The sequence below is a fragment of the Kordia sp. genome (assembly GCF_045105435.1).
Lineage (GTDB): Bacteria > Bacteroidota > Bacteroidia > Flavobacteriales > Flavobacteriaceae > Kordia.
In genome coordinates this window covers 1-12,007 of the sequence record NZ_JBGCDL010000091.1, presented here as the reverse complement: position 1 = coordinate 12,007, position 12,007 = coordinate 1, and the positions used below count along the sequence as shown (strand labels likewise).

The following is a 12,007-nucleotide window of genomic DNA, read 5'->3' as shown; positions in this document are numbered from 1 at the left end:
ACTACGCTTTTAGCAATTTCACCTGGTCCAGACAATATCTATGTGCTTATGCAAAGCATTGTAAACGGACGTAAATACGGAATTGCTACTGTGTTAGGACTCATGACAGGTTGCATCATTCACACAACTGTTGTGGCGTTTGGTGCTGCTACGATCTTAAAAGAAAACAAAGACCTTTTCTTCGTCATCAAACTACTTGGCGCCTTGTATTTGCTGTATTTGGCGTATAAAGTATTCAAAAGCTCTGGAGATATAGAACTTGGAAGTGATTCAGTTCCTAAAAAAACAGTCTTTCAACTCTTCAAACAAGGATTCATTATGAATGTATTAAATCCGAAAGTAACGTTATTCTTTTTATCGTTATTTCCAGGTTTTCTATTCAGTGAAACCATGAGTGAAGTTGTGCAATTTTATATTTTGGGCGGACTTTTCATGCTAGTTTCATTCATCATATTCAGTTCATTTGCAATATTAGCAGGAACAATTTCCGAATCGATCAAAAAAAATAAAAATATAGGAGCGTACATGAAATGGCTGCAAATTGTAGTTTTTGTGGGAATTGCAGTCTATATAATGCTTACGTGATATTTTTTACAAGATAAATCTCAACTATTTTTACCGAGCAAACACGTATCTTTATCCTATAAAATAGCGCCAATATGAATTTTTTCAAGATGCAATGGAAATGGTTTTGGATATTTTCATTAGGATTTTTCTTTACAACTATTATTGGTACGCAAACACACGAATTGGGTCATATCGCTGTGGCGGAAAGTCTAGGCTACGAAACCACGCTTAGTTATGGAAGTATGAATTATAACTTTGAAGGATTTGCTGCGGACGCGGATGTAATAACGTGGCGAAAAATGTTTGAAACTGTCGACGGTTATGAAAATTTTAGCGCAGCTGAAAAAATAAAAGCAAACAACCTATTCAAAAAGATTGAAACAAAATTTCCTAAACCAAAAAATCACAGTTTATATGTCACTATTGGCGGACCTGCACAAACCATTCTTACGTGTTTTATAGGACTTTTTATTTTAGCCTATAGAAGCAGAAATAGAGAAGAAAATTTCAAAATTATAGATTGGGTAGCAGTATTTATGTCACTTTTCATCTTGCGAGAAGTATTCAATACCGTAATGGCAGCTGGAAGTTATCTCATAAAAGGTGCAAATAATTTTTCGGGTGATGAATTCAGAATTTCAACACAATTAGGTTTCAATCAGTGGACAATTCCCATCATGACAGCCGTTCTTGGCGCTATCATTGCGAGTTTTGTCATTTTCATGATTGTACCCAGAAAATACCGATTTACGTTCATAACAGCAGGTTTCTTAGGAAGTATCGTCGGATTTATACTGTGGTTTAATTATTTAGGACCTTGGTTATTCTCATAACAAAATCAAGAAAAAAACATTTTCTAAAACCTTTTCGTTGTGTATCTTTGACATTCTATGGAAAACATTAAAATAATAGAATGTCCACGCGATGCTATGCAAGGTATCAAGATGTTTATTCCAACAGAAAAAAAAGTACAATACATTCAATCGTTACTGCGTGTAGGTTTTGATACTATTGACTTTGGAAGTTTTGTATCGCCAAAAGCCATTCCGCAAATGGTTGATACTGCCGAAGTACTCTCAAAATTAGATTTATCTACTACAGAAAGTAAATTACTCGCAATTGTCGCAAATGTTCGTGGCGCAAATGATGCAAGTACACATCCAGAAATTCAATACCTAGGCTATCCGTTTTCCATTTCAGAAAACTTTCAAATGCGTAACACGCACAAAACCATTGCGCAATCTATAGAAACACTACAGGAAATTCTAAACATTGCTGATAAAACAAACAAAGAAGTCGTAGCGTATCTTTCTATGGGATTTGGAAATCCGTACGGAGATCCTTGGAATGTGGAAATAGTAGGCGAGTGGACAGAAAAACTCTCCAAAATGGGCGTGCAAATACTGTCACTGTCTGATACAATAGGTTCTTCCACACCAGAAGTGATTGATTATTTATATTCGAATCTCATTCCAAAATATCCAGCAATCGAATTTGGCGCACATTTACACACAACACCAACTTTGTGGCACGAAAAAATAGATGCGGCTTACAAAGCAGGTTGCAGACGTTTTGATGGCGCTATTCAAGGTTTTGGCGGCTGCCCGATGGCAAAAGATGAACTCACAGGAAACATGCCAACCGAAAAAATGGTTTCTTACTTCACAGCAGCAAAAGCAGATGCAAACATCCAGGCAATGAGTTTTGAATCTTCATATAACGAAGCTTCTAAAATCTTCAACTTTTATCACTAAGTATTTGGTTTTAGGAATTAGTACCTTTCATTTTCGGAGCATAAATCAACAAAAAAAGTATTAAGAAATTAGTATTGAGAATTGAGAAGTTTCAAAGTATAGATTGAATTTCAAAGGAAACAACCAACAAATAAACAAATCAACAAATTGACGAATAAACAGTATTAAGAAATTAGTATTGAGAATTGAGAAGTTTCAAAGTATAGATTGAATTTCATAGGAAACACCAACAAATAAACAAATAAACAAATAAACAGTATTGAGAAGTTTCAAAGCATCAGCAGAATTCCATAGGAAACAACCAACAAAATTTCACAAGAAAGAACCATCAAAAAAACTATTAATTACACAAAAAGTGGTATATTCGCGTGCAATTATACTTTAATTGCACAATGACAGCACACAACAACAAAATTCTAGGTGAAGGTTTAACGTATGACGACGTCTTATTAGTTCCTGCCTTTTCTGAAGTACTTCCAAGAGAAGTCAGCATTCAAACAAAATTTACAAAAAACATAACGATCAACGTTCCCATAATTTCGGCAGCGATGGACACCGTTACCGAATCTGCAATGGCAATAGCTATGGCGCGTGAAGGTGGAATAGGCGTGTTGCATAAAAACATGACTATTGAACGACAAGCGCAAAAAGTTAGAAAGGTAAAACGTGCCGAAAGCGGAATGATTATCGATCCAGTTACTTTACCATTAACAGCAAATGTAGCCGATGCAAAAGCAAATATGAAAGAGCACAGTATTGGCGGAATTCCTATTGTAGACGAAAATGGAAAACTAAAAGGAATTGTTACGAATAGAGATTTACGCTTTGAGCATAACAATCAACGTCCAATTGTTGAGGTTATGACAAGCGAAAACTTGGTCACTTCTTCGGAAGGAACTTCGTTAAAAGACGCGGAAGCAATTCTACAAAAAAATAAAATCGAAAAACTTTTAATTGTAGACGATAACTACATCCTAAAAGGATTAATTACTTTCAGAGACATTACGAAAGTTACACAAAAACCAATTGCGAATAAAGACTCGTACGGACGTTTGCGTGTAGCAGCTGCCTTAGGAGTTACAGTAGATGCAGTTGACAGAGCAGCAGCTCTAGTAAAAGCAGGAGTTGATGCCGTTGTAATTGATACTGCGCACGGACACACAAAAGGTGTAGTAAATGTATTAAAAGATGTAAAGGCAAAATTTCCGAATTTAGATGTAATTGTTGGGAATATCGCTACTGGTGCAGCAGCAAAATATTTAGTAGAAGCTGGTGCAGATGCAGTAAAAGTCGGAATTGGTCCAGGGTCAATCTGTACAACAAGAGTTGTTGCAGGTGTTGGATTTCCCCAATTTTCAGCGGTATTAGAAGTTTCTGCAGCCATAAAAGGTAGTGGCGTTCCTGTCATAGCAGATGGAGGAATTCGATACACAGGAGACATTCCAAAAGCAATTGCAGCCGGAGCCGATTCTGTAATGTTAGGTTCATTACTTGCAGGAACAAAAGAATCGCCTGGAGAAACCATTATCTACGAAGGAAGAAAATTCAAATCGTATCGCGGAATGGGTTCTGTGGAAGCGATGAAAGAAGGATCAAAAGATCGGTATTTCCAAGATGTTGAAGCAGATATCAAAAAATTAGTTCCAGAAGGAATTGTAGGTCGTGTACCGTACAAAGGAGATTTAGACGAAAGTATTCACCAATTTATCGGCGGACTGCGCGCAGGAATGGGATATTGTGGCGCAAAAGACATTGAAACGCTAAAAGAAACAGGTCAATTTGTACGTATTACAGCAAGCGGGATCAACGAAAGTCATCCACATGATGTTGCTATTACCAAAGAAGCACCAAACTATTCAAGGAGATAAAAAATAGGATATAAAATAAGAAAGAGGCTGTCTGAAAAGTTTCAAAAGTCTGTCATTCTGGATTTGATCTAGAATCTCATAAAGCTGATTTTCAACTGTTATGCGAAACCGAATCAAGTTCGGTTTGACGAAATTATGACTTTTTAGACAGCCTATTTTTCTTTACCAAAGTTTTCTTCTTACGGATTTGTATCTGTTGGTGCACATTGCGCTGCGCACTTCAAAAAATTACTTGTATATGCTCCGTAGCATAAATCAGCAAAAATAGTTGTAAAAATCGTAGTTCCTGTTCCACCTTTTACGGATTTTTCAGAAAGTGAAGAAATAGTTCTTTTTTTCAGTGCGAGTCCTTTTTTTAAATTCCTTTTTTTCATAATTGTATAGTTTTGATTTCAACTAAAATTACCAAATAACTATCATTTAATGAAAAAAATAAGATGTGTAAATGATGAAAGTCGCCTCAAATTAATAAATTTGACAAACTAAATTCCATAAAAAAAGTCTTGTATTTACCTGAAATACAAGACTTTATTGTTTTAAAGAAAAAATTACTTCTTTGTTTCTATTTTAAGACCGAGTTTTGCTGCGGTTTTCAATGTAATATCAAAACTTGGATCCACATACGCCAATTCGTTGCCATCAAGTGTAAAAACTTGTGTAAACTTTTCGGTTTGAGCAACTTGTGCAACAGCATCACCTACTTTTTTATACAATGGACGCATCAATTCGTCTTGACGTAACTGAACTAACTGTACAGCATTTTGTCTAAACTTCTGAATATCCGCTTCTAAATCATAAATTTCTTTTTGTTTCTTCTTCTTATTTTCAGGAGTCATAGTCGCAAACGCTTTGTTAGCTTCTTCCACTTCTTTTCCATAAGCATCTAATTTTGCTTTCAAATCAGCTTGCAATTCCTTTTCATACGCTTCCATTCCTGTTTTAACATTTGCAATTTCTGGTAATTTAGAAACAAGAATGTTAATATTTACAGTTCCTACCTTTGTTTGAGCAGTTGCTGTGTAAGAACAAAATACAATAGCGATTGTGTACAGTAAATGTTTAATTTTCATCAGATTATAATTTTTGTTTTTCAAAGTTGGCTAATGTAATGAAAACATCATACCAAAAAAATAAAGTTGTATAAAATTAACGTTTTTTAAGTGCTTTTTTTATTGAAATTTGACTCAGAAAGTCTAAAAACTACTCAGTTACACGTTGACCACGATGTGGTTTTAATTTTTCTCGCATAAACGGAACATCTTCTTCATTAATAATCATGATTGCGCTTGCGTGCATTTCTGAAAACTCCACTACTTTAATTGATTCGCCATGAACATTTTCCATTTTAATAAAATCATTCAAGTGAATGCAATGGTGTTCGGCAGTACGTTTTCCGGCTGGACCTCTAAAATCCCAAATCAATTTTACTTTTCCCATCTCACTAAATTTTCTGCAAAAATAATAATATCACATCAAATAAAACATAAAAAAAGCGAATGAAAATCATTCGCTTTAGTAAACTATAGGTTGTTACAACTATTTTGCAACTATTTTAAATGTTTTTGAGAACGCGGGTGAAGAAATTTTTACGATGTAAATATTATTCTTCGGTAAATCGAGATATTTACTAAACGTTCCATTGATAGATACATTTTTTAAATCAACTACTTGACGCCCTAATAAATTATAAATTGCAATATTAGACGTTGTATTAATACCAGAAATTTCTAGTTTTCCTCCATTATAACTTGTTTGTACATTTAATTTATTGCTGTCGTTTATGCTTAACGTACTATTATTCAGTGTTGCATCAACCAAATCGATAAACAAATCTACTGTTTGATTATTTCCGCCACCGCCAAATTGATTTTGGAATAAAAAGTTGATTCCCAATATCGTTTCATTCTCTAAAGAAGGAAATAATTGTCCTGGCGTAAATGTGATTTCGTATGTGTTTGAAGGACTAGAAGCGTCTCCATCTGTCAAATTTAACACTGGTTGCCAACTTAAATCATTAAAATCACCTGGAACCGCTTGAAAACTTCCGTTGCTAGTTTCCAATCCTAAATACATGTGTATAAAGGTTTGATTTTCCGTGTAGAAGTTATTAATGATGTCTGAATCTTCAAATCGGATCGTAATTTCATCATTAATAGTAGCTGTAGTTGCCACTACTGAAGCGGCTGCACCATCATATCCTGTGAAGTTAAGCAATTCTTGCGCAGAGGTCACTGCAGATAAAAACACAAAAAGCATTAAAAAGTAAATTTTTTTCATAGACTCAAAATTATAATTCAACAAAAATAAATCAAAAACAGAATATTTCAAAGTCGAAAATTCTTATTTTTTTACTAAAAGTTCAATAATTAAGCCAAAAAATAAAAAAGCATATGATAATAGCCTTTATAATTAGTTGTGAAATATAGTTGAATTCTTATTTTTGTCTTTCTCAAAAAAATACAATGCAATAAATACAACTGCAATGTGTTATTATTTGCGAATTATATCAGATAGAAAAAATAAAAATAAATAGATGAAAAAAAGTATTCAATTATTTCTTATCCTTTTTGTGACGTTCACAAGTTTTGGACAGTCCAAAAAAGACAAAGTACTATTTACTATTGAAGGAGAACCAACGTATGTTTCAGAGTTTTCAAGAGTATATAAAAAGAATCTTGACATTATAGACAAAAAAGATCAAAAAGAAATTGAAGAGTATTTTGATTTGTTTTTGGAATATAAGCTAAAGCTGAAAGAAGCCAGAAACTTAAACTTGAATGAAAAAGATGCGTACAAAAAAGAATTGGCAGGATATCGCAAACAATTATCCAGAAACTATTTAACAGATAACAACGCCACTGAAAAGTTGGTAAAAGAAGCGTATGATCGTTTGCAAAAAGAAGTAAAAGCAAGTCATATACTAATAAAAGTTTCGCTCGATTCAGCACCACAAGATACCTTAGTTGCGTATGAGAAAATTATGAACATTCGTAAATCGATCATAGAAGGTGCCGACTTTGGGGAAATGGCGGTTAAACATTCAAACGATCCATCTGCAAAAGGAAACAAAAACATTCCAGCAAATAAAGGAAACTTAGGGTATTTTTCTGCATTTCGTATGGTATATCCGTTTGAATCGGCAGCATTCAACACGAAAGTAGGCGAAGTTTCTATGCCAGTTCGCACACAATTTGGATATCACATCATAAAAACAGAAGACGTTCGCGACAATGTTGGAGAAGTAACAGTGGCGCATATTTTACTATTAGACGTGAAGGAAAACGAAAGTAAAGAAGATCCTGAACAGAAAATAAAAGACATTTACTCACAAATTGAAGCTGGTGGTGATTTTGGAAAACTAGCAAAACGTTTTTCAGAAGACAGAAGTTCAGGTGTAAACAATGGGAAGTTGCCAAAATTTGGTCGTGGACGTTTGCGCTCAAAAGCATTTGAAGAAGTAGCTTTCTCACTAAAAGAGCCAAAAGAAATCTCAAAACCATTCAAATCAGAGTTCGGATGGCATATTGTTCAATTGGTTTCAAAACATGGAATGAAAAGTTTTGACGAAGAAAAACCAAGCTTAGAACGAAAAATAAAAAATGACAAACGCGCAAATGTGATCAATTCGTCAATTCTCAAAAAAATAAAAAAACAATATACAATTGAAGAAAGTGCAAATGGTAGAAACGATTTTTACGATCTTGCAGATGCTACTTTTTTTAGTAAAGCATGGAGAAAACCAACAGATGAAGCGTTTAACAACAAAACATTATTCCAAGTAAAAGACACGAAAGTTACGTATGGCGAATTTGCAACATACTTACAAAAAATACGTGCGCGTGCCATGGTGAAAAATCCAGAAGCAAAAAGTTTCATCAATCGATACTATACTGAATTTATGAATGGCAGATTGATGGCTTTTTATGAAGCTGATTTGGAAAACATCAATGAAGACTTTGCAGCAATTTATGGTGAATATCGTGATGGATTATTACTTTTTGATTTGATGGAAACGGAAATTTGGGAAAAAGCAAAAACTGATACGATTGGTTTAGAAAAATTCTTCAATGCACAAAAAGAAGATTACAAATGGGAAAAACGTGTAGAAGCTGTAATTGCTTCATGTACCCAAGAAGACGCTGCTAAAAAAGTACAACAACATTTAAATGATGGAAAATCGTTAGACGAAATCAAGGAAGCTATCAATAAAGATAATAAGGTGAATGTGATCTTTTCTCCGGGAATATATGAAGAAGGACATAGGAATTTACCAAAAGGCTTCAAATTTGAAAAAGGTGTTTCTAAAATTTTTAATGATGGAAATACTGACTTTACCATTGTAAAAGTGAACGAAATTATGCCAGTTAGCTACAAAAAACTAACTGAAATAAAAGGGAAAGTTATAAGTGACTATCAAGTATATCTTGAAAAAGAATGGATAAAAACTTTAAAAAAGAACTACAAAATAAAAATAAACAAGCGAACGTATCGCAAACTTAAAAAACTTGTAAAGTAATTATATTGAGAAAACTAAGTGTTATAATTGCCATCTTTCTATGTGTTTCGTGTGAATACTTTCAATCGACGGATGTGGGCGATCCCATAGCTAGAGTTGGAGAACGTTATTTGTACAAAAGTGATGTAGAATCGTTACTTTCAACCAATATGTCTTTGCAAGACAGTACTATTATGGTCAATAATTACATTGATCGTTGGGCAACGCAAGAATTATTCATTCAGCGTGCAAAACTCAACTTATCACAAGAAAAGCAAGATGCTTATGAAAAATTGGTGGAAGAGTATCGCAACGATTTATATATAGAAGCTTACAAAGAAGCCATTGTAAAGCAATCAATCGATACAACGGTAACAAATTTTGACGAAGCAGCGTATTATGCAACGAATAAAGAAAACTTCAAACTCAATGAAGAATTGCTAAAACTGCGTTACATTAACATAACCAAAGACAATTCAAACATAGAAGAAATTACAGAGCGTTTTGAACGTTTTGATGCAGAAGACAAAACGGTGTTAGATTCGTTGGCAATTCAGTTTAACAATTACTCATTAAACGATTCTATTTGGGTAAAACAGACGCAAGTTTTCAATAAAATTCCTGTCATAACACCTCAAAACAAAGCGAAATACTTAAAAAAATCACAATTTTCTAAAATAGAAGATTCATTAGAACTATATTTGGTGCGAATTGAAGATAAAATAGGTCGGAATGACATTGCGCCACTAGCGTATGTGCGTCCTGTTGTTCGACAAATCATTCTCAATAAGCGCAAGCTTGAATATATCAGAAAATTAGAAAAAGACATCACAAAAGATGCAATTAAGCAAAAACAGTTTGAAACTTATAATTAACATGAAGCGAAGTATATACGTACTTATGCTGCTTGTAACATTTGCAATACAAGCGCAAGACAAGGAAGATGCAACAATGGTTTCTGAAACCATGAAGGAAGCGAAAACGCAAGTAAAAGACTCTACAAAATCAACGACAAAGCGTATAAAAATTGACGGTGTTTCTGCGGTAGTAGGTGACTTTGTCATTCTAGAATCTGATGTTGATAAGTTCTTATTAGACTTAAAACAAAAAGGAGTTTCTTCAGCAGATTTGACAAAATGTGGTTTACTAGGAAAATTAATGGAAGACAAATTGTATGCACACCATGCAATACAAGATAGTATTTCTGTTTCTGCTGGTGAAATTAGCGATCGTGTCAATCAATCTATAGAATACTTTAGTCAGCAAATCGGTGGAATGGATAAATTACTGAAATTCTACGCTATGGAAGATGAAGCTTCACTAAGAAAACGTTTAACGGAAATTACGAAAGTGCAATTCTTAACGCAACGTATGCAATCGAAAGTAGTACGTGATGTAGAAATTACTCCAGAAGAAGTACGTCAGTTCTTTGAGAAAATCCCTGAAGATCAACGTCCTAGAATTGGAGTTGAATTAGAAGTATCGCAAATCATCATTGAACCAGAACCATCTAAAGAAGCAGTTGATAAAGTAATTCAAAAGCTAAAAGATATCAAAGCAGAAGTAGAAGCAGGTTCAAGTTTTGGAACCAAAGCTATTTTATATTCTAAAGATAGAGTTTCTGGTCGTCAAGGAGGTTTAATGCCGATCAACAAAAGAATGCCGCTTGCAAAAGAATTCAAGGACATGGCTTTTTCATTGCAACAAGGTGAAATCTCAGATCCGTTCAAAACAGATTTTGGATGGCACATTGTTATGGTAGACAAAGTCCGTGGACAAGAAAGAGATGTTCGTCACATACTATTAATTCCAGAAGTAACTGCCGATAAATTAGAAGAAGCACGTAAAGAAATAGATACCTTACGTACACGAATTCTTGACAAAGAAATCACTTTTGAAGAAGCAGCACGTTCATTCTCTGACGACAAAGAAACACGAAACAATGGAGGGAAATTAATCAATCCAGCAACTTTTGATACACATTTTGAGTTGACAAAAATGGATCCTGAGCAATATTCGCAAATTCAACCACTAAAAGGAGATGAAATTTCAATTCCTTTAATAGATGAAACGCGCACAGGTCAAAAAAGATTCAAACTACTCAAAGTAACCAATCGTTACGAAGAACATATCGCAGACTATTCTAAAGATTACATAAAAATCAAAAGTTTGGCACTCAAAGAAAAACAACTAAATGAAGTTGGGAAGTGGATTAAAGAAAAGATTAAAGATACTTACATCAATGTAAACTCAGATGCGCGTAACTGCGATTTTCAAAATAACTGGTTAAAAAAATAAAAATTATATGTCAGACGTTGCTGCTATTGAAAACCTTGTAAAAAAGCACAAGGAACTCAAGAACGAAATCTCTAAAATAATTGTTGGTCAAGAAAAAGTAATAGATCAAATATTACTCTCTATATTTTCTGGTGGGCATGCCTTATTGATCGGTGTTCCTGGATTAGCAAAAACCTTAATGGTAAACACAATTGCAACGACTTTAGGATTAGACTTTAAGCGTATTCAATTTACGCCCGATTTAATGCCAAGTGATATCTTGGGAAGTGAAATCTTAGATGAATCGCGTAATTTCAAATTCATCAAAGGTCCCATTTTTGCAAATATTATTTTGGCAGATGAAATCAACCGTACGCCACCAAAAACGCAAGCAGCTTTACTAGAAGCAATGCAAGAACGTGCCGTAACTGTTGCAGGACATCATTACAAACTAGATTTACCGTACTTTGTATTGGCAACGCAAAACCCAATTGAGCAAGAAGGAACGTATCCGTTACCAGAAGCGCAATTAGACCGTTTTATGTTTGCCATTCACTTAACATATCCAACATTTGCAGAAGAAGTACAAGTTGTAAAAGCAACGACAACCGATGTAGAAGCTTCTGTATCACCATTATTCAATGCAAAGGAAATCATTGCCATTCAAAAATTGATACGTAAAATTCCTGTAGCAGATAATGTGATAGAATACGCGGTGACTTTGGTCTCTAAAACACGACCAAAAGAAGCAAGTGCTATTGACATTGTAAAACAATACGTAGATTGGGGCGCGGGACCAAGAGCTTCGCAAAACCTGATCTTAGCAGCAAAAGCACATGCGGCAATTAATGGAAAGTTTTCTCCAGACATTGAAGATGTTCAGGCGGTTGCAATTGGAATTTTATCACACAGAGTTATCCGAAATTACAAAGCGGAAGCGGAAGGAATCACAATTGAAAAAATTATTGAAAGTTTGTTTTAAAAAGTAAATTTTCTTTAAAAATATATAAAAATCACAAGCGACAGTTTGTGATTTTTTTGTTTAA

At 34.1% G+C, this 12,007-nt stretch carries 12 protein-coding genes; 8 read left to right on the top strand and 4 right to left on the bottom strand.

The window, feature by feature from the left end; all coding sequences use genetic code 11:
• The 4 genes from AB8B65_RS04280 to guaB all read left to right on the top strand — a co-directional run.
• Positions 1-585 (top strand): LysE family translocator (locus tag AB8B65_RS04280; protein WP_405299620.1); only part of this gene is annotated, 585 nt, incomplete at its 5' end.
• A gap of 74 nt (positions 586-659) precedes the next feature.
• Positions 660-1,400, top strand: coding sequence for a hypothetical protein (locus AB8B65_RS04275; RefSeq protein WP_405299619.1), 741 nt, complete (start codon positions 660-662; stop codon positions 1,398-1,400).
• 57 nt (positions 1,401-1,457) lie between these two features.
• Complete coding sequence (locus tag AB8B65_RS04270) at positions 1,458-2,321, top strand: hydroxymethylglutaryl-CoA lyase (protein ID WP_405299618.1); 864 nt, start codon at positions 1,458-1,460, stop codon at positions 2,319-2,321.
• A gap of 392 nt (positions 2,322-2,713) precedes the next feature.
• Positions 2,714-4,189, top strand: coding sequence for an IMP dehydrogenase (guaB, locus tag AB8B65_RS04265; protein WP_405299617.1), 1,476 nt, complete (start codon positions 2,714-2,716; stop codon positions 4,187-4,189).
• Between the two features lie 179 nt (positions 4,190-4,368).
• Here guaB and AB8B65_RS04260 read toward each other — a convergent pair whose 3' ends face one another.
• The 4 genes from AB8B65_RS04260 to AB8B65_RS04245 all read right to left on the bottom strand — a co-directional run bounded on the left by AB8B65_RS04260 (position 4,369) and on the right by AB8B65_RS04245 (position 6,466).
• Positions 4,369-4,563 carry a hypothetical protein gene (locus tag AB8B65_RS04260; protein ID WP_405299616.1) on the bottom strand — a complete coding sequence of 65 codons (195 nt, stop codon included), beginning with the start codon at positions 4,561-4,563 and terminating at the stop codon, positions 4,369-4,371.
• A 174-nt stretch (positions 4,564-4,737) separates the two neighbouring features.
• The gene (locus AB8B65_RS04255) at positions 4,738-5,259 is read right to left on the bottom strand and encodes an OmpH family outer membrane protein (RefSeq protein WP_405299615.1); all 522 of its coding nucleotides are present in this window, start codon (positions 5,257-5,259) and stop codon (positions 4,738-4,740) included.
• 130 nt (positions 5,260-5,389) lie between these two features.
• Positions 5,390-5,626, bottom strand: coding sequence for a hypothetical protein (locus tag AB8B65_RS04250; protein WP_405299614.1), 237 nt, complete (start codon positions 5,624-5,626; stop codon positions 5,390-5,392).
• Positions 5,627-5,725: 99 nt separating this feature from the next.
• Positions 5,726-6,466 (bottom strand): T9SS type A sorting domain-containing protein, encoded by a 741-nt coding sequence (locus AB8B65_RS04245; RefSeq protein ID WP_405299613.1) that lies wholly within the window; start codon positions 6,464-6,466, stop codon positions 5,726-5,728.
• 256 nt (positions 6,467-6,722) lie between these two features.
• Between AB8B65_RS04245 and AB8B65_RS04240 the strand changes: the two genes are divergently transcribed.
• The 4 genes from AB8B65_RS04240 to AB8B65_RS04225 all read left to right on the top strand — a co-directional run bounded on the left by AB8B65_RS04240 (position 6,723) and on the right by AB8B65_RS04225 (position 11,943).
• Positions 6,723-8,705: a peptidylprolyl isomerase gene (locus AB8B65_RS04240; RefSeq protein WP_405299612.1), complete on the top strand. Its 1,983-nt coding sequence runs from the start codon at positions 6,723-6,725 to the stop codon at positions 8,703-8,705.
• A gap of 74 nt (positions 8,706-8,779) precedes the next feature.
• Positions 8,780-9,559 (top strand): peptidyl-prolyl cis-trans isomerase, encoded by a 780-nt coding sequence (locus tag AB8B65_RS04235; protein ID WP_405299611.1) that lies wholly within the window; start codon positions 8,780-8,782, stop codon positions 9,557-9,559.
• A gap of 1 nt (position 9,560) precedes the next feature.
• Positions 9,561-10,982 (top strand): peptidylprolyl isomerase, encoded by a 1,422-nt coding sequence (locus tag AB8B65_RS04230; protein WP_405299610.1) that lies wholly within the window; start codon positions 9,561-9,563, stop codon positions 10,980-10,982.
• Between the two features lie 7 nt (positions 10,983-10,989).
• A complete protein-coding gene (locus AB8B65_RS04225) occupies positions 10,990-11,943 on the top strand; it encodes an AAA family ATPase (RefSeq protein ID WP_405299609.1) in 954 nt (317 codons plus the stop codon).
• The last annotated feature ends 64 nt before the right edge of the window (positions 11,944-12,007 follow it).

Excerpts from the sequence above, each read along its gene's own strand:
- AB8B65_RS04275 (WP_405299619.1), top strand. The coding sequence starts at position 660 with ATGAATTTTTTCAAGATGCAATGGAAATGGTTTTGGATATTTTCATTA.
- AB8B65_RS04270 (WP_405299618.1), top strand. The coding sequence starts at position 1,458 with ATGGAAAACATTAAAATAATAGAATGTCCACGCGATGCTATGCAAGGT.
- guaB (WP_405299617.1), top strand. The coding sequence starts at position 2,714 with ATGACAGCACACAACAACAAAATTCTAGGTGAAGGTTTAACGTATGAC.
- AB8B65_RS04260 (WP_405299616.1), bottom strand. The coding sequence starts at position 4,563 with ATGAAAAAAAGGAATTTAAAAAAAGGACTCGCACTGAAAAAAAGAACT.
- AB8B65_RS04255 (WP_405299615.1), bottom strand. The coding sequence starts at position 5,259 with ATGAAAATTAAACATTTACTGTACACAATCGCTATTGTATTTTGTTCT.
- AB8B65_RS04250 (WP_405299614.1), bottom strand. The coding sequence starts at position 5,626 with ATGGGAAAAGTAAAATTGATTTGGGATTTTAGAGGTCCAGCCGGAAAA.
- AB8B65_RS04245 (WP_405299613.1), bottom strand. The coding sequence starts at position 6,466 with ATGAAAAAAATTTACTTTTTAATGCTTTTTGTGTTTTTATCTGCAGTG.
- AB8B65_RS04240 (WP_405299612.1), top strand. The coding sequence starts at position 6,723 with ATGAAAAAAAGTATTCAATTATTTCTTATCCTTTTTGTGACGTTCACA.
- AB8B65_RS04230 (WP_405299610.1), top strand. The coding sequence starts at position 9,561 with ATGAAGCGAAGTATATACGTACTTATGCTGCTTGTAACATTTGCAATA.
- AB8B65_RS04225 (WP_405299609.1), top strand. The coding sequence starts at position 10,990 with ATGTCAGACGTTGCTGCTATTGAAAACCTTGTAAAAAAGCACAAGGAA.